Consider the following 17371-nt stretch of genomic DNA (forward strand, 5'->3'; position numbering starts at 1 on the left):
AGCGACTGAAGAAACTGAATTGAATTAGTGCTACCCTTCGACTACGCTCAGGGTCCAGCGATACAATCAATTCAGGATGGCCTCAAATAGAAAAGAGCCTTGCCGTTATGGTCAAGACTCTTTTACGAGAACACTATATGAAAATGAAAAAATTACTTTCGCTTTTTATTACATAGTAAAACTACTACGAGAGTTCTTGTAAACGAAATTATTGTTGTGAAGTATCCTTTACCTGTTGTCATCTTTATATTTTATGTGATTCTGGGTTTGAGAACATGGATTTCTCGACTGTGCTCGAAATGACAAGAAATGAAGAACTGTAGTTGTTTCATCGAGCACAATCGAGATGCGTTTTGATTAATTAAGGATGGCCCCAAATAGAAAAGAGCCTTGCCATTATGGTCAAGACTCTTTTACGAGAACACTATATGAAAATGAAAAAATTACTTTCGTTTTTTATTACATAGTAAAACTACTACGAGAGTTCCCGTAAACGAAATTATTGTTGTGAAGTGTCTTGATTCTGTGGTTTTTCAAGTATTTTGATATATCTCATCGATTTACGGTACCGCTTTTACGATGTTCGACAGTACTCCGTTCACATCAAAATACGGTTCCTCGGCCAAACCTGTACGCACAACCACCAAGTCTTTGGAGGGAATCATGAACACATGTTGACCTTCAAAACCATTGCAAGAAAACATATCCCTGGGCACATCCGGATATTTCCCTTCTGCATTCAACCAAAAATGAGCACCGTAAGTACCGTTGGAATTTACAGTTGGAGTTGTAATGTAATCAATCCAAGAAGCATCAAACAGTTGTTTCCCGTTCCAATTCCCCTTATCCAGGTGCAATTGTCCAAAACGTGCCCAATCCCGTGTACTCGCCCATGCGTAGGAGGAGCCCACATAATTCCCTGCAATATCAGCTTCCATAACCATGGAATACATCCCTATTTTATCGATTAAAGCGGAGTAGGGGAAGTCCAAATACTCTTGATGGCTCCTAAATTGCTGCTTTAGTATTCCCGAAAGCAAATTTGTGGTCCCTGAAGAGTAGTTCCATATTTCCGTTGGTTTTGCTATCGCTTTTTTGTCACGTTGGGCCTGGGTCATATCACTGTCCAAAAACAGCATTCGAGTAACATCCGATATTCCGGTATAATCCTCGTCCCACGCTAATCCGCTTTGCATGCGGAGTAAATGATCTAGGGTAATGTTCTTTCGCTCATCATCCTTCCATTCAGGAATGGGAGCGGGCCAATCCATTTCCAACTTTCCTTGGTGTTCCAAAATTCCATAGCAAGTGGCCAACACACTTTTGGTCATGGACCATCCCAAAATAGGCGTATCCTTATCGAACCCATCAATATATTTTTCGGCGATCAAATGTCCTTTGTACAGAATTAGAAAGGTTCGTGTTTTTTGAGTTTCAGGCTCGGCGAAGGCCATGGCGATGGCCTTGTTGATTTGATCCATATCCACATCAGCCAATACGGTATCCAATGGAGCCGCTTGTCCATACGGGTAAGGAATGGTGTCGACAGGTTGGTTTCTTTGAGGTTTTATTGTTAACGCTTTGGGGTCGTAATCATCATTGATCAAAACGGCTCCAAGACCATCACGATAAACTGCGGTACGCTCCATCATCCCATAAACGGTTGAAGATGCGGATTGCTCACTCTCATTAATCTCAGTAGATGCTATTTCAATTAAGGGAGCACTATTGTCATATTGATTCATACTGGCAGCGGAACGATGCGCCAAGAAAACACCAGATGCCACATTTTTTGCAGCATAACCGGAGATAATGTTCAATTTGGGATAATTTAGGTAAACGACAACCCCTATGATTACGACAAGGAGCAGCAAAACACGTTTAAGTAGTTTCATGATATAGGATGTATTTGTAACTTTCTGCTTCTAAATATAAACATTTAACCTATGTCCAACATTGGATTGATCATTGAAGAGCGTAGTAGGGATATTGGCGATTTTTTGGTAGGAAGATTGATTCCTTTCCGCAAGAAGCGTATGATCGGCCCTTTTATTTTTATCGACCATATGGGGCCTACAAAATTAGGACCTGAAAAGTATATGGACGTGGACCAGCATCCGCACATGGGTCTTTCCACTTTGACATTTATGTTGGAAGGTGAGATCAACCACGAAGATAGCCTTGGGACCCATCAACGTATTAAACCCGGTTCCGTTAACTGGATGACGGCAGGGAAGGGGGTCACCCATACCGAGAGAACACCACAAGATTTGCGCAACGGCAATACGTTTACAGCGCATGGTTATCAAATTTGGGTAGCATTGCCAAAAGAATTGGAGGACATGGAACCTCAATTCCATCATATTGATGGCGAAGACATTCCCAAATGGACCGATGGCAGTACGGAATTTAAATTAGTTGCGGGCGAAGGTTACGGAAAAAAATCCCCGGTACCCGTGCATTCCAATCTTTTTATGGTAGAAGTAATGGCAAAGGAAGCGTATTCCTTGAATGTAAACGGTAACCTAAAAGGTGAAATTGGTATTTGTATCGTCGAAGGCGGCATTGAAGCCTGCGGAGAAACGGTTGGCGAAGGAAATATTCTGGTGTCAAAAGTAGAAGATACCTGCAACATAAAACTAAAACCAAATACACATTTAATGTTGTTCGGGGGCGAACCTTTTCCAGAGGAACGCTATATTTATTGGAATTTTGTTTCTTCCAGTAAGGAAAAACTGGAACAAGCAAAAAAAGCATGGGCCGATAAAACCTTTCCCATGATGGAAAACGACAACACCTATGTGCCATTACCCAACTAAAGATAAACCAACTCGCTTAAATTTTAAGACAGAACCGACCAATGCCGAACAGACCAAGTATTACCCCACTACTTTTATTACTTTTAATTTTTATTTCTTCCTGTAAAAAAGAAACACCAAAATCCCCGGAGGCTGAGCTCTATACAAAATACTGCGCCAGTTGCCACTTAGCTCCTAAATTGGACGAACTGCCCAAAGAAATATGGAAAAAGTCAGTGCTTCCAGCCATGCTGGAGCGTATGGAAGTAGAAGGGATCAATGAAGGTGCAAATGCTGGAGCACCAGGCTTTAGACCAAAACTCACCTTTGAAGAATGGGTGCAGATTCAGACCTACGTACTATCCAATGCGCCCGAACATTTGGAAGCGATAGATGTACCCAAGGCAGATACCTTGAACCAATTTGTGGCCAAGCCATATGCCGTTGATGAACAAAATGGTGGTATGATCACTTATTTGGAATTTCTTGAGGATAATAACCAAGTCCACTACGGAGATCTCACCGGAACTTTAGGGTCTTTTAATTTTGACCAAGAAGCCTCTGAACAAATCTATCAAGGCAAGACACCTATAACTTGGTACAGTAAAAAAGATTCCATGGAAATTATCAGTGAGGTAGGAATCATCCGTCCATCCGAATTGGAAAAAGGAAAAATACTTCGCAAAATTGGAACGGATACCTTAGCTGTGGATCAAAGTTTTCATAGGCCCGTCCATACTTTATTGGAAGATTTGAACGGTGACGGCAAAAATGAAATCGTCGTGAGCGAGTTCGGCAATGAATCCGGTCGGTTGTCACTTTTGATCGAGAACGAATCTGGAGGGTATGACAAAAAAGTATTGCTCAACCTCCCTGGTGCCATACGTACTGTGGCAAAGGACATGAACAATGATGGCAAACTCGATATTGTAGCCTTAATGACCCAAAGTAACGAGAGCATTACGGTTTTCCATCAGACTGAAGATTTAGTGTTTGAAGCTAAAAAACTTTTGGAGTTTAGTCCTTTGTTCGGAACAAGTTGGTTCGAAATAGTAGATTATAATGGGGATGGACTGGACGATATCATAACAGTTCAAGGGGATAATGCGGATATTTCGTATGTTCACAAACCCTACCATGGAATGCGAATCTACCTTAACAAGGGAGGCAACGAGTACGCTGAGTCCTATTTTTACCCAATGTACGGCGCTACAAGAGTGCTTTCTAGGGATTTTGACCAAGACGGTGACATAGATTTTGCCCTGATCAGTACATTTCCCAATTATATGGAGTTTCCAGAACGCTCCTTCGTGTATTTGGAAAACAAGGACTCGGATGCGTATGAGTTTTCTACAAAAATATTGGAAGACCCCGCTTTGGCGCGTTGGTTTTTGATGGATGCTTCGGACATTGATGATGACGGTGACCTGGATATTGTACTTAGTTCATTGACCTTGGGCTTCACGCCGGTTCCCGATGTGTTGTCCGATCGATGGAACAACACCAATGTGGACATTATGCTCTTGGAAAATTTATTGCATTGAAAAACTGTGTTTTCATACTGATCATTATTCTGGCGGGATGTTCATCAAAAGAAGATGAAACAAAGCCCAAAAAAAAATATGATTGGTACGGACATGAAGTCACGGCTTCTGCCTATAACTCCGTATTTTGGCAAACGGATAGTATCAACCCTTCCGTTGCGGCTTGGGGAGATACCTTAAAACCTGGCATGAAAGTCATCGCAGTATCCAGGGACCTGATCAAAAAAGGATTTACACACAATACCATGGTTAAAATTGATACGTTCCCAGATACCTTTTACGTGAAGGACAAAATGCATTGGCGTTGGCGAAACCGCATTGATATTTACATGGGAAAAGATGTAAAAAAAGCTAGGGAATGGGGCAGAAAAAAACTGATCATTTGCTACGCCGTTCCCATTGATTCTATAAATACTCCGAATGAAAAAGACTAGTTTAATTGTATGGGCCTTGGCCTTGGGAGCATGTTCCATCCAAAAGGAGATTGTGGATATTCCCATTATTTTTGATGAACAACGCGTGGAACTGACCAAAGAATACTTGTTGAACAGGTACGAGTTAAAGCAGGACACCCCGGAAATCACGCCTAAAATGGTAGTGCTACATTGGACGGCTATTCCATCCTTAAAAAAATCGTTCGAAGCTTTCAACCGGTCTACCTTACCCAACTGGCGCCCCGATTTGGTAAACGTGAGCGGACTAAATGTAAGCTCCCATTTTTTGGTGGACCAAGATGGGACCATTTACCGATTGATGCCGGAAACCACCATGGCAAGGCACACTATTGGATTGAACCATTGTGCCATAGGAATAGAGAATGTTGGAGGTACAGAAGGATTGCCATTGACCAAAAAACAGTTGCGCTCCAATATTTATCTGGTGAACTATTTAGCATCAAAATATGACATTGATTATGTAATCGGTCACCAAGAATACACGCTTTTTGAAGGACATCCACTTTGGTTGGAAGTTGATGATGGTTATCGTACCGAAAAGACAGATCCAGGAATGGATTTTGTTGAAAAGGTTCGAAATGCCACTAAAAAATTTAACTTTAAACCTGTTCCAACAAAAAAATAATGATAAAGCAACTTTTTCTTTCGGCTGTCTTCCTTCTAGTTTGTAATGTGCAGGCTCAGGACGAACTTACCTCCAAGCTATACGAAACATATGATGATTACAAAGAATCGAGCATCGGGAAACGGAGGATAAAACACGCCGACATTCAACCCTTGATCGAAAAATTCAAGGCGAACCCTAAATTTGAAGTCCAAAAAGTAGGAGAGTCCATTCAAGGGCGGGATTTACACTTGGTAAGCATTGGTTCCGGGGACAGCAATATATTTTTATGGTCCCAAATGCACGGTGACGAGCCCACGGCCACCCAAGCTATTTTTGACATCCTTAATTTTTTGGATGCCCCTGAATTCAAGGAAGAGAAGGAAGCAATCCTATCCAAGTTAAAACTTCACTTTTTACCAATGCTCAACCCAGATGGCGCCGAAGTATTTACGAGAAGAAATGCCTTGGGAATCGATATCAATCGGGATGCTCTGCGGTTACAGTCGCCCGAAGGGCAAACGTTGAAGCGTCTCCGAGATAGTTTGGATGCCGATTTTGGTTTTAACCTTCATGATCAGAGCAAGTACTACAATGCGGAACGGACCGATAAGCCGGCGACTATTTCCTATCTCGCCACAGCGTATAATTACGAGAAGGACATCAACGATGTTAGGGCCAATGCCATGAAAGTGATTGTTTTTATGGATAAGATCATTCAAAATTATGCGCCGGGGCAAGTTGGAAGATACAGCGATGATTTTGAGCCACGTGCCTTCGGTGACAACATTGCCAAATGGGGCACTAGCCTTATTTTAATCGAATCCGGAGGTTATCCCGGCGACCCAGAGAAACAAGAAATCCGTAAGCTTAACTACGTTTCCATTCTTTCGGCCTTGTACACTATTGCCAACCAATCGTACAAGGGTATTCCCATTGAGGATTACGAAAAAATTCCCCACAACAATCGTATGTTGTTCGATTTGAAGATAGAGAACGTTACCTATGAGCTTTTGGGCAATGACTATATTATTGATTTGGGGATAATTAACTACGAGGTAGATTTAAAAGACCACAACGAGTTCTATTACAAAAGTTCGGTTGCCGACCAAGGAGATTTATCAACTTATTACGCCTACAAAACCTTTGATGCGGAAGGTTATACCATTGTTCAGCCTAAGGTGGCCAAGGTGGCACGAATCGATAATCCCATGCAGTTGTTGCAGGATGGTGTGGCCTATGTAAAAACGGAGAAGCCGGAAAAAAGCACTTTTGTACACTTTCCGTTGATATTGGTAGATGAGAAATTTGAATTAAAAAGTTTTAGCATGCAACCGGGAGCAAACCCGACATTCTTTCTAAAGAAAGATGGAAAGTTGACCCATGCCGTGGTCAATGGATTTTTGATAGACCTTTCCAAGCCTTTGGAACAACAGAATACAGGAAACGGCCTGATTAACGGCAAATAGATTTTAGAAATAGTAAATAACCCTTTTAGCACATAAAAATGAAGAAACAGATTTTAGTAGGATTATGCCTGTTGGCAGCACAATTGACTTTTGCACAAGAGTCCATTACTCTTTTTAACGGTGAAAACCTCGATGGTTGGATCAATCATGGAGAAGAAAAGTGGTTTGTGGAAGATGGAGAGCTCATCTGCGAAAGCGGTCCTAAGGGTGAATATGGCTATTTGTCCACAGACAAATTCTACAAGGATTTTGAGTTGACCTTGGAGTTTAAACAAGAGGCAGACGGTAACAGTGGTGTTTTTATCCGTTCCACTTTTGAAGGTACCAAAGTAACCGGTTGGCAAGTAGAGGTTGCCCCTCCAGGAAAAGATACTGGTGGAATCTACGAATCTTACGGTCGTGGTTGGTTGATAAAGCCCGACCCAGAAAAAGACAAAGCCCTAAAAATGGGGGAGTGGAACACCATGAAAATCCGTGTGGAAGGTCCCGAGGTAACTTCTTGGCTCAATGGAGTTGAAATGGTTCATCTGGAAGATGAAAAAATTGGAGAGGGCGAAGGTGCCATCGCATTACAGATCCATGATGGAGGTGGTATTCGCGTAAAATGGCGAAACATAGAACTTATCCCCTTGGATTAAGAAAAAAGAAAAGCCCGATTGCTATAATCGGGCTTTTTTTATATGAATGCTGAATTCTTAATTCTTTAATGGGGTCACTTCAAAAGCTCTATACTCAATAGGTCCGTGATCTCCCTGAATCATGAATGGGCCAGGCTCACCTTCTTTACTGTCCAAAGCTCCTCCTGTAATCCCGGGAATAGTGGCATCGGAAATAACGGTTTTCCCGTTAAGCGTTACCGTTACCCTTCGTCCTATCAAGGTAATATCGTATGTCTGCCATTCACCTGCTGGTTTGGACGCATTCTGATTGGGTTCCAAAAAGCCGTAAACACCGCCCAAATAGATATCGGCAGGTTCCAAACCTTCACTATCCACAATTTGAACTTCGTAGCGACCGCGCAAATAAACCCCGCTATTGCTACCTTCTGGGTAACGGAATTCTACATGTAGTTTAAAGTCTTGGAATTTTTCATCAGTAATTAAATTGGAACCTGATTCTGGACTAGTTAAAATACCATCCTTTATCACCCATTGGTTCTTTTCGCCATCTACATGCCAGCCCGTAAGATCCTTTCCGTTGAACACCTCAATAGTTTTTCCCCATTTTGGATTTTCGGTATAAGCCAGTTCAGGTGCCTTAACTCCGGTCCAATTGATGATGGAACCATCGGTGTAGATCATTGTACCTTTCAATTCTTCACCATCCAATTCACCATGGAAAATCATATCGCTGCCTTTTGGTTCCCACTGATTGGGGATACTAAAAGTGAATTTGTTTTCTCCATAGGTTTCCACTTCGGCAATGGGTCGTGCGCTACCAAAAGCAAACACAAAACGCCCCAATAAAGTAGCGTTTCCGGAGTGTCTAATTTCCAACCAAGAAGGGGAGGTCTTGCCCATAAAATCCGTTTCCAAATCCCACCGTCCCTCTAACGGACTGATGTGTTGGGCATAAAGACTACTCGCAAAACCTAAGAATAGGGTGCAAATGAAGGTGTAAATCGTTTTTCTAGGGTTAATCATAGTTATGTTCAGTTTATTGCTGAACAAGATACGTATAATCCTAAAATTAGCTGTTCAGGCAAGTCAGCTGATTTACTCGCAACCTCCCGTAAAGCCTTTAGCGCTGAATCTGGTCTGTACAGCTCCCTGTAAGCCATTGTGGGTAAGCTGAATAACCAAGTTGCTTTCGCCACTACCATCACGTTTTGGTGTACAATATTCGAACAGATAATAGCTTCCAGCTTGTTCCTCTACGCGTTCGGATATATCGTTAAAAGTGTTTTCCAACTCTTCGGAGTTGCTGGCGAACACACTGGCTGTTTTCCCGATTTGCTCTAAAACTTCGGTGTCGATTTCGGCACCAAGTCCAATAGAGAAGAAAGAAATGTTTCTATCCGCTTCCTCTACGGCACGAAGGGCGTCGGACTCCCTATAACGAGAGGCTTGGTCGGTACCATCGGTGAATAATACCACGGAAGCAGCGTTGATCACATCAGAATTTTCATCCAGTAAATCCTCGGCAATGTTTGTTGATTTGATTACCGCACCATACAAATCTGTTGATGGGTCACTGCTGATGTCCGTTGTGATTCCGTCCACAGAAGCGATTAGTTCTTCAACAGAAAACGTCAATGGGTTCAATAGGTGAAGTTCATCCTCTCCATCAAACCAATAAATGGCCATTCTGAAGGATTCTGAACCAGACGCGGGCATTACATTATTGATAAAACTTGTGGTAGCTACTTTTAATTCATCCAGACTACTTTCCAAAACACTGTTGCTCAAATCCAATACCAAGAGGGTATTGTTGTTGAACACCTGTGAATTAGGGGAAATCCGTGCGAAGGACTCCGATGATGATATGGAGTTAAAACAATCATCGTTCCTACCTTGTTCATAAATCGAGAATTGGTCAGCGGATAGACCCGAAATAGGATTGCCCATAAGGTCGGACACTCTAAAAAGAACAGAGACCTTACCGGGTTGGGTGGTATATTCATCCTGAATGGACAATAGAATCTCATTTTCATCAAAACCTAGGCAATCATCCGGCTCTTCTCCAAGACCAAGCTCCCTGTCATCAATGTCAAAACTCACATCGTCGTCAGCATTTCCACAAGAGAATAAAATAAGTCCAAGGGATATAAGGAAAGTAAATCGAAGTATATTTTTCATTTTCATATAAGTTAAGGTTCTGCATGCAAAACGCCGAATTTAAAGGAAAAGTATGTATGACGGCCAGAATTAAATTAAAGAAAAGTTAAAAGAAATTCCTGCTTGTTAAAATGACAGGCGTTCGGGCAATTTTTAATATTTTCACCTTTTAATATAACCTACCAGCCTATCTAACCAAGATTCAAAACAAACAATAACGCTAATAGGTTGATATTATGACTATACTATTGTTCGGGGCTACCAAAGATATTATTGGAACTCCAACGTTGTCCGTGCCCACGGCAAGCTTGTCCGGAAAAAAAATACCCAATACTGTAGGTGAACTCAAAAAATTTTTGGAAAATACGTATCCAGAACTCAAATCCATACCGCAGGTGACCGTTGCCGTGAATCAAAATTACGCATCGGATGGTGACAAAATCAATTCGTATGACGAAATTGCACTGATACCGCCACCGCAGGTATGATAGTTAAAACAAAATCTTGAATCCAGAAGACAGCACCAAAACCGCAAACCATGCGCCCCAATTATTTGGGCTGGTGCTGTCCGGCGGCAAAAGTTCAAGAATGGGCAAGGACAAGGGACTTGTAAATTATCATGGAACTCCTCAGCGGGAATATTTGTACTTCCTGTTAAAAAAGGTCTGCGATAGTGTTTTTCTGAGTATACGACAAGAACAGTTACCAGAAACTCCAACAAGCTTTAAGACCGTTGTGGACCAAGATAAATACAACGGTCCCTTTAATGGTATAATGAGCGCTTTTGACGCCCACCCAAATGTTGGATGGTTGGTGATTGCCTGTGATTTACCGTTCATGGACCTACCGTCGTTACAGCAATTGATAGGGAAAAGAAACTCTGAAAAATCTGCAACCGCCTTTAAAAACCCCGATACGGGCAATCCTGAACCCCTGTGCTGTATTTGGGAACCGAAAGGATTGAAGGAAGCTCTTGATTTTCTAAAGAATTCCGATTATCCAAGCCCAAAACAATTTCTAATGGATGCTGGGATTTTACTTGTTCAGCCTAAAAATAAGCAAGTGTTGTTCAATGCCAACTCATTGTCGGACTATAAATTTGTAAAAAGTAAGCTAAAGGAGCAGGAGGGAGGTTAGTTTTTTGGAAATGCCCTTTTATGATTGTCCAGATCTAAGGTTTCAAAATCTTGGAAAGTTCCACAAGAAATCTGTCTTTTCACCAGTGATTTGGATTTCTTCCTTTTTGTGCGTGATTCTATTTCTTTGTTCAAGTAATTCATGGTGAATTATTTTACCTAAAAACGAAATTAGAATTATTTTAGTATGACAATCAGAAGATTAACCATTTTTAACATTGATTTGCGCTTCAATATGTTCCAAAATGGACATCCAGTGCATCCGTAATATCAATGCAGCGGTTGGAACATTATCCTCTTGTATGGCATCTACCACGGAACGCGTCTGTGTACTTAGTTTTTTGAAGAATCCATGATCTTTAATAAAATCGTGTTCATAAAAATGAAGCCGAACTTTCAGGTCCTTTAAAATTTGTAAGAGCACTTTATTTGGGCAATGCTGTACCAAATGGTTGTGAAAATTGAATCTGGCCCGTAATCCTTCTGGAATGGTTGTAGTTGCTTCAAGTTCGGACTGCATTCTGGCCAAAGCATCCATTTCATCAGGTTCAAACTTTGAATTCTCCAAGGCCATCACTTCCAATTGGGCCACAATTTCAATTAAGTTCTTGACTTCTTGTTTGGAAAGCTTGGCTATGACAAAACCACGATTGGGCACCGCTTGTATCACCTGGGCTTGCTCCAATTGGGTCAAAGCTTCACGAATGGGCGTTACACTAATGCCCGTTGCCCGGGAGAGAGCGGCCAAATTAATCGTCTTGCCCTCTTGTAATTCCCCATTTTGAATCTGCTGCAATAAATGTTCTTTGATCTCATCTCTTAAAGCCGATAACTTAGCCATACGCAAAAGGTTAGTGTTTCTTAGGGCGGCAAGTCAACACTATTGTTTTTCATAGATATAGGATGACACTCCTGGCAATTCTTCATCTTTGTTCCAAATGAGCTGGCCTCCCATCAATTCAAAATTGCTGTTCAATATACTGCTTCCTTGAAAAGCTACATTGGAACCATCGCTTGCCCAGGCACCTGTAGCAAGATTGGTTCCGGTACAATCCACATAATACCTGTTATTGGTGATGGAATTGATGGTAAAACTAGATTGCTCAAACTGGTAGGTGGTATCTGCATTAAAAACTAGGCTCCCCGACACACAATCCTCTTCTTCCATCAAATTAGTAGATGCCTGGCCATCACCATCCACATCGACTTCGCTACTTAAATTAACCTCTACCAATACCCAAGTGCCTACAAGTTCTGCATTGGAAAATCCGGATTGACCATTGTCACCATCCTCACTGCAGGACATCATCAATACAAGTATAAATATCAATAAGATAGGTAATTTGATTTTTTCCATGGGATTGTTTTAGCTCGATGAAATTAAGACAATTTCAAGGAAATAGGTTCAATCCGCTCTGCATTTCATCGAATTGAAGAAGCTCCTTCACACTAAAAATGAACGTGTTTCGTTGTTCTACCAACACATCTATAACCAAATAACATGAAGAAATTTAATCTACGAAATTTAAGCATCGCCTTTTTGACCATTGCCTTTCTTGGCTTTCAATCGTGTAGCGAAGATGGGATGTCCGGTGATGGAGAAACCCTTTCACAAGCAGAATTACAGACTATTTTGAATACCGACGATATTGCCGGAGCTGTTGATACGGCCCTAGCGGAAATAATTGGCGGGGATTCGGACGAAAGTGCCACCGTTGGCAAGGAAGGTGAGTGCTATTCCACTGAATATACCGAAACAGGTTTTGTGGCAACTTTCAACAATTGTGTGCTCAATGGTACCGATAACATAAACGGAACCGTTACTGCCACCTACGAAGTAGGGAGCGAGATGACTACTTTTACCGCCACATACCAAGATTTTTATGTTGGGAACATCAAAGTAAATGGAACCAGGACATTTGAGATTTCCTCAAGTACAGAGCAAACCTCGGTTTCGTTCTCCATTATCAGCGATATGTCCATAGAAATGGAAGATGGCTCCGTTATTTCCGAAAACGGTACCAAAACATTTACCATTGCTTTTGGTGACAGCTTGGAGGGAACCATGATTTCCATCTCCGGAAGTTGGAACGTAGAAGCCGATGGAAACGTTTATGCCGTTGAAACTTTGGAAGACCTTCAAGGTAGCGCAGCTTGTGAGCATATGACCACCGGAACCATGGTGGTTTCCAAAAATGGATTGGCCGTTACCGTGGACTTTGGAAATGGTGAATGCGACGATGTGGCCACGCTTATTTATCCAAACGGGGCTACCGAAGAGATTTCCCTTTAAACACACTAAGCAACGTAATGAAAAAGCATCGGTAATCCCGATGCTTTTTTGTTTTATGGAAGATGCTGTTCCCAAGTTTGCCTATATTTAAAGAAACAATCAGTTTATGGTGAAGCAATTGGTAGCTGCTCAGAACGACTTTTTTGCCACACAGAAAACCAAGGATGTCAGCTTTAGAAAACAGTATCTCAAAAAACTGCAACAAGAGATCATAGATCAGGAAGATGCGATTTGTGATGCGCTGTATGCCGATTTTAAAAAACCAAAGTTTGAGAGTCTTGCCACCGAGACCCAATTTGCACTTTCGGAACTGAAGCATGCCATTAAAAACGTGGAATCCTGGAGCGAACCCGAGCGGGTTTCAGCTTCATGGTCCAATTTTCCATCCAAGGAATGGATCCAGCCCGAACCTTATGGCAACGTGCTCATTATTTCGCCTTGGAACTATCCGTTTATGCTGGCCATTTCCCCATTGATAGGTGCCTTGGCAGCCGGGAACACCGCCATACTAAAACCGTCCGAGTTCAGTACACATACTTCCAAAATATTGGCCCGGATTATCCGTAAAGTGTTTCCGCCCGAATATGTGACCGTGGTGGAGGGTGGAGTAGAGGTCTCCCAACAATTGCTGGCCGAAAAATGGGAATATATCTTTTTTACGGGCAGCACCAAAGTGGGCAAGATCGTCTATAAAAGTGCTGCGAAACACTTGACTCCCGTAACCTTGGAACTGAGCGGTAAAAACCCCTGTATTGTGGATGATACCGCCTCCATAAAATTGGCGGCCAAGCGCATTGCGTGGGGGAAATTTATCAATGCCGGGCAGACCTGTATTGCTCCCGATTACATTTTGGTGCACAAAAACGTGAAAGATGGACTAGTGAAGCACCTAAAACAGCATATCACGGATTTTTATGGGGAAAACATGGAAACTTCCCGCGATTTTGCCCGTATTGCTACCGACAAACACTACGAGGAGCTTAAAGCGATGCTCCAAGGGCAGCCCGTACTGTTTGGGGGCACTTTTACCGATAAAGACCGATATATAGCGCCCACTTTAGTGGATGAACCCGAACTGGACAGTACCATCATGCAAGGGGAAATATTTGGCCCCATCTTGCCCATTATCAGTTATACGGAGGAAAGCGAGCTGGACACCTATATTTCCAAGTACCCAAAATCGTTGGCGTTTTATGTGTTTTCGGAAAACAAAACGTTTCAAAAACGTTTGATGAACAGCTATTCCTTTGGTGGGGGCGCCATTAACGATACGGTGGTGCACATCAGCAACAAGGATTTGCCCTTTGGCGGCGTTGGGGCATCGGGGATAGGGGGATACCACGGAAAACATACGTTTGGGCTGTTCTCCCACCATAAATCCGTTGCCAAAAGAGGCACTTGGCTGGATGTACCCCTGCGTTACGCACCCTATTCGATTTCCATGGATTTGGTCAAAAAAATCAAACATTTGTTTTAAAGGGATGACAAACCATTAATTGTGGACGTTGATTTTTGACAAATTGATATTTTTTTGCCAAACAAACGTTAAATCACTGACCCATAGGTAGTTTGATGCTAACTTTAGAAGTGACCACAATAAATAAACGCCTATGGAACCTACACAGAAAAAATACCGCATTGCGGTATTGCTGGATATGTCCAAAAATTCCGCCTTTGTATTGACCAGTGCCTTGGAACTGGCCAAACAGATGGATGGAGCCGTAGAAGTGTTTCATGTGCAACCTTCGAAAGCAAGTCGGCAAGCCAATCCCAAATACGTAGCTACACAAACCGAAATCGAGGCATTGATCAACAAAATGGGAGCGGAGGAACAATTGCCCATCAGTTACAAAGTGAAGTATGGCCGCGTAAAGCATCGCGTGCGGGACTATTTGGCCCTACAAAAACCTGATATTTTGGTTTTGGGCAAGCGCAGGCCCAAATTGGGCATTTTTGGGGAAAGCATTACGGATTTTGTGATCAACCAAACTCAGAGCACCAACGTGCTGTTATTGGGCGAGGATGACAAATTTCACACGTTCAAGAACATTAACCTTGGATTTTTTGGAAACGAGCTCAAAGAATCGGATTTGGAAGTGATTATGGATTTGACCCGTAACAGCGACAAACCTGTGCGACATTTTGATATTTCGCAGGATCCATCGCAAAAACGGATATATCCTTGGCACAAAACGGTTTCGTACCAATTTCCCGAAGGTACCAACGCGATGGACGGATTGATACATTATGTATCCCGAACCCAAACACAGTTGTTGTGTGTGTCCAAAAAATCCGGTAAGCAGTTGCTGTTTAAAACAAGTCCCGTAAAAACGGTTATCCGAAAGGTAAAGGTGCCGTTATTGATTTTACCGAAATAAGGGATTGGGGGATGGTGTGGAGGGTTTTGAATTATTCTATTTTACATAATGTAAATTATAGTACAGTATTAATGTTATTTCTTGACAAAAGCCCGGTCTAACTCCTGATACATTTTTAAGGCTTTATCATTCTCTGTTTTAATATTATCATATAGTGAGCTTGCAATAACCCTTATGGCATGTTGTTCGGCCTCGTTTAGTTCTGGGTATTTAAATTCTCCCTTACTCATATGATTTTGAATTTTTTTCTTTCTATCGAAAAAAGAGTTCAATTCATCTTTTTCACGGCAAATTTGCTCTAAATGATCTTCCCAATTTAAATAATTACTGAATTCGTCCCTTCTACGTTTATTACATGCTTGACAAGCAGGAACAACATTTCCCGGATGATGTAATCCATATTGAGCTCTATTAAACATTATCAGATGTTCTATCTGAAGTTTGTTGGATTTACTTCCGCAATAAGCACATTTGCCTCCAAAAACTTCATCCTTAATTTTCTCAAAAATCTTTTTTGATTTTCCAGAACCCGTATTGAAACTTTTACCCCAATAATGTTCGCCAACTTTTGTGAGAAAAGCTCTAATTGCAGTATTAGCAGAATCTGAAGAAGTGTTATAAACAGCCATTATACTTTTGTCGATATTAATAACTCTCTAATATCCACATCAAGAATTTTAGCAATTTTTTTAAGATCTTTTAAATGTGGCTGGGATTTATTATTGCAAATTGAAGTAATTGTATTAGGATTTCGGTCAAGTTTAACCGCCAACTCCTTTTGGCTCATTCCCTTGATAACCAGCACTTCTTTTATTCTGTTTATTCGCTCAGACATAGTCTAAAGCTAGAAATAATCAAGGTTTAAGGCAACGCTGAATTTCAACGAATATAGTTTAAAATAATATTAATATTGTTGTAAACTATATTTATATGTGTTAAAACAATAAATATAATTTTTATTTTTACAAATAAAACTTATATTTATATAGTTATGACCAGTGTTTCCACCATAAATACAAATAGATTTATCCCAAAATGAGCTTAAAACCAAACAACCTACTCCCCCTACTCTCTTACTTTGAAGAATGTCACGAGGGAGATTTACTTTCCCTTACACAATGGTTGGATAAGGCCATTTATATGTTTCATTATCTTTCAACGGATATTTTTTCAGAAATTGAGCGCCAAAATGTTTGTCATGTACTCATGGAACTAAAGGAAGCTGTTTTGAAAATCCATGTTGAGCAAAACAATTGTGCTTAAAATCCACTCCATTTATTTTTATTGGCTGAACCTTATCTTTTACCAGTTAATCTGGCTTACTTTCCTTTTCGCATTTATAATTCTGAATGCTTGGAATCTTTAAAGTCTCTAATATTGCAATTAGTTTATCCCTCTGTGCGTCCCTTCTTTTTTTACCTTCATTAATTAGACCAATGACTGAGCTGGCTATTCCAGTAATTTCAGCAATTGTTATTGCGGCGGGCCAAAAGGCTTTGTTATTGTCGCAATTTTGATTTTGGAATTTTTTTAATTCATTTAAAGCATTTTTTAAGGAAGGATTGTTTGCAACGAAATCCGGGTTATTGATGCGACCAAATTCATTTAAAGCGTTTCTCGTTTTTAACTCAGACAAATTAGCCATATGCTTATTTATTATTTTATTGAATTTAATGGCAACTTGTTGGTACGACTCAATGAATTGTTTCTTGTCATTACAGTTGCAGTAATCTGTTAAAACTTTAGTTTCGATTTGCAAATTAACCTCGGTTAAGAGTTCCACCAGGTTATCTTTCTCTTGAGAATAGGATAACATGGAAACCATACCAAAAAGGAAAAATGTGAATTTAAATTTGCCAGCCATAATTTTATTTTTGAATTATTTATTTTTATTCAGTAAAATGTTTTGGTATTTAG

At 41.0% G+C, this 17371-nt stretch carries 20 protein-coding genes; 12 read left to right on the forward strand and 8 right to left on the reverse strand.

The genetic code is table 11. The features are described 5' to 3' along the window. Positions 1–560 precede the first annotated feature (560 nt). Positions 561–1895, reverse strand: a complete 1335-nt coding sequence (locus tag K1F36_RS00680) for a serine hydrolase domain-containing protein (RefSeq protein WP_220112081.1) — start codon at positions 1893–1895, stop codon at positions 561–563. Between the two features lie 51 nt (positions 1896–1946). Here K1F36_RS00680 and K1F36_RS00685 point away from each other — a divergent pair, with 51 nt between their 5' ends. From K1F36_RS00685 to K1F36_RS00710, 6 genes are read left to right on the forward strand one after another with little or no spacing between them, the layout of a single operon-like run. Continuing rightward, positions 1947–2819, forward strand: a complete 873-nt coding sequence (locus K1F36_RS00685; protein ID WP_207036053.1) for a pirin family protein — start codon at positions 1947–1949, stop codon at positions 2817–2819. A 41-nt stretch (positions 2820–2860) separates the two neighbouring features. Beyond that, positions 2861–4342, forward strand: a complete 1482-nt coding sequence (locus K1F36_RS00690) for an FG-GAP-like repeat-containing protein (protein WP_220112082.1) — start codon at positions 2861–2863, stop codon at positions 4340–4342. Continuing rightward, a complete protein-coding gene (locus tag K1F36_RS00695) occupies positions 4333–4776 on the forward strand; it encodes a 3D domain-containing protein (protein WP_313790056.1) in 444 nt (147 codons plus the stop codon). The genes K1F36_RS00690 and K1F36_RS00695 overlap by 10 nt, the downstream gene beginning before the upstream one ends. Then, on the forward strand, positions 4763–5422 hold the full coding sequence (locus K1F36_RS00700) for a peptidoglycan recognition protein family protein (protein ID WP_220112083.1): 660 nt from the start codon (positions 4763–4765) through the stop codon (positions 5420–5422). Before K1F36_RS00695 ends, K1F36_RS00700 begins: the two co-directional genes overlap by 14 nt. Beyond that, positions 5422–6870: a M14 family zinc carboxypeptidase gene (locus K1F36_RS00705; RefSeq protein ID WP_220112084.1), complete on the forward strand. Its 1449-nt coding sequence runs from the start codon at positions 5422–5424 to the stop codon at positions 6868–6870. Before K1F36_RS00700 ends, K1F36_RS00705 begins: the two co-directional genes overlap by 1 nt. Before the next feature lie 38 nt (positions 6871–6908). Continuing rightward, entirely contained in the window at positions 6909–7508 is a 600-nt protein-coding gene (locus tag K1F36_RS00710) for a 3-keto-disaccharide hydrolase (RefSeq protein WP_207036061.1), read from the forward strand. A gap of 57 nt (positions 7509–7565) precedes the next feature. Here K1F36_RS00710 and K1F36_RS00715 read toward each other — a convergent pair whose 3' ends face one another. Further along, the gene (locus K1F36_RS00715) at positions 7566–8513 is read right to left on the reverse strand and encodes a 3-keto-disaccharide hydrolase (RefSeq protein ID WP_220112085.1); all 948 of its coding nucleotides are present in this window, start codon (positions 8511–8513) and stop codon (positions 7566–7568) included. 72 nt (positions 8514–8585) lie between these two features. Continuing rightward, on the reverse strand, positions 8586–9668 hold the full coding sequence (locus K1F36_RS00720; RefSeq protein WP_220112086.1) for a vWA domain-containing protein: 1083 nt from the start codon (positions 9666–9668) through the stop codon (positions 8586–8588). 215 nt (positions 9669–9883) lie between these two features. Here K1F36_RS00720 and K1F36_RS00725 point away from each other — a divergent pair, with 215 nt between their 5' ends. Together K1F36_RS00725 and K1F36_RS00730 are read left to right on the forward strand one after the other, a co-directional pair. Then, positions 9884–10135, forward strand: a complete 252-nt coding sequence (locus K1F36_RS00725) for a MoaD/ThiS family protein (protein WP_220112087.1) — start codon at positions 9884–9886, stop codon at positions 10133–10135. Between the two features lie 16 nt (positions 10136–10151). Beyond that, positions 10152–10784, forward strand: a complete 633-nt coding sequence (locus K1F36_RS00730; RefSeq protein ID WP_258538885.1) for an NTP transferase domain-containing protein — start codon at positions 10152–10154, stop codon at positions 10782–10784. Positions 10785–10985: 201 nt separating this feature from the next. Here the strand turns inward: K1F36_RS00730 and K1F36_RS00735 are convergent, their stop codons facing one another. Further along, entirely contained in the window at positions 10986–11624 is a 639-nt protein-coding gene (locus tag K1F36_RS00735) for a GntR family transcriptional regulator (protein WP_220112088.1), read from the reverse strand. Positions 11625–11663: 39 nt separating this feature from the next. Next, positions 11664–12140: a DUF5004 domain-containing protein gene (locus K1F36_RS00740; protein ID WP_220112089.1), complete on the reverse strand. Its 477-nt coding sequence runs from the start codon at positions 12138–12140 to the stop codon at positions 11664–11666. 144 nt (positions 12141–12284) lie between these two features. Between K1F36_RS00740 and K1F36_RS00745 the strand changes: the two genes are divergently transcribed. The 3 genes from K1F36_RS00745 to K1F36_RS00755 all read left to right on the forward strand — a co-directional run bounded on the left by K1F36_RS00745 (position 12285) and on the right by K1F36_RS00755 (position 15454). After that, the gene (locus K1F36_RS00745; protein ID WP_220112090.1) at positions 12285–13076 is read left to right on the forward strand and encodes a hypothetical protein; all 792 of its coding nucleotides are present in this window, start codon (positions 12285–12287) and stop codon (positions 13074–13076) included. A 106-nt stretch (positions 13077–13182) separates the two neighbouring features. Then, the gene (locus K1F36_RS00750) at positions 13183–14553 is read left to right on the forward strand and encodes an aldehyde dehydrogenase (RefSeq protein WP_220112091.1); all 1371 of its coding nucleotides are present in this window, start codon (positions 13183–13185) and stop codon (positions 14551–14553) included. Between the two features lie 133 nt (positions 14554–14686). Beyond that, positions 14687–15454, forward strand: a complete 768-nt coding sequence (locus tag K1F36_RS00755) for a universal stress protein (RefSeq protein WP_220112092.1) — start codon at positions 14687–14689, stop codon at positions 15452–15454. A gap of 74 nt (positions 15455–15528) precedes the next feature. On the opposite strand, the gene K1F36_RS00760 is transcribed toward K1F36_RS00755, so the two are convergent. Further along, entirely contained in the window at positions 15529–16083 is a 555-nt protein-coding gene (locus K1F36_RS00760; RefSeq protein WP_220112093.1) for an HNH endonuclease, read from the reverse strand. Beyond that, entirely contained in the window at positions 16083–16289 is a 207-nt protein-coding gene (locus K1F36_RS00765; RefSeq protein WP_258538886.1) for a helix-turn-helix transcriptional regulator, read from the reverse strand. Before K1F36_RS00765 ends, K1F36_RS00760 begins: the two co-directional genes overlap by 1 nt. Before the next feature lie 200 nt (positions 16290–16489). Between K1F36_RS00765 and K1F36_RS00770 the strand changes: the two genes are divergently transcribed. Then, positions 16490–16717: a hypothetical protein gene (locus K1F36_RS00770; RefSeq protein ID WP_220112094.1), complete on the forward strand. Its 228-nt coding sequence runs from the start codon at positions 16490–16492 to the stop codon at positions 16715–16717. A 46-nt stretch (positions 16718–16763) separates the two neighbouring features. Here K1F36_RS00770 and K1F36_RS00775 read toward each other — a convergent pair whose 3' ends face one another. Then, the gene (locus K1F36_RS00775; protein ID WP_220112095.1) at positions 16764–17318 is read right to left on the reverse strand and encodes a hypothetical protein; all 555 of its coding nucleotides are present in this window, start codon (positions 17316–17318) and stop codon (positions 16764–16766) included. Positions 17319–17371: the final 53 nt, after the last annotated feature.

Source organism: Flagellimonas abyssi (assembly GCF_019457905.1).
Taxonomy (GTDB): domain Bacteria; phylum Bacteroidota; class Bacteroidia; order Flavobacteriales; family Flavobacteriaceae; genus Flagellimonas; species Flagellimonas abyssi.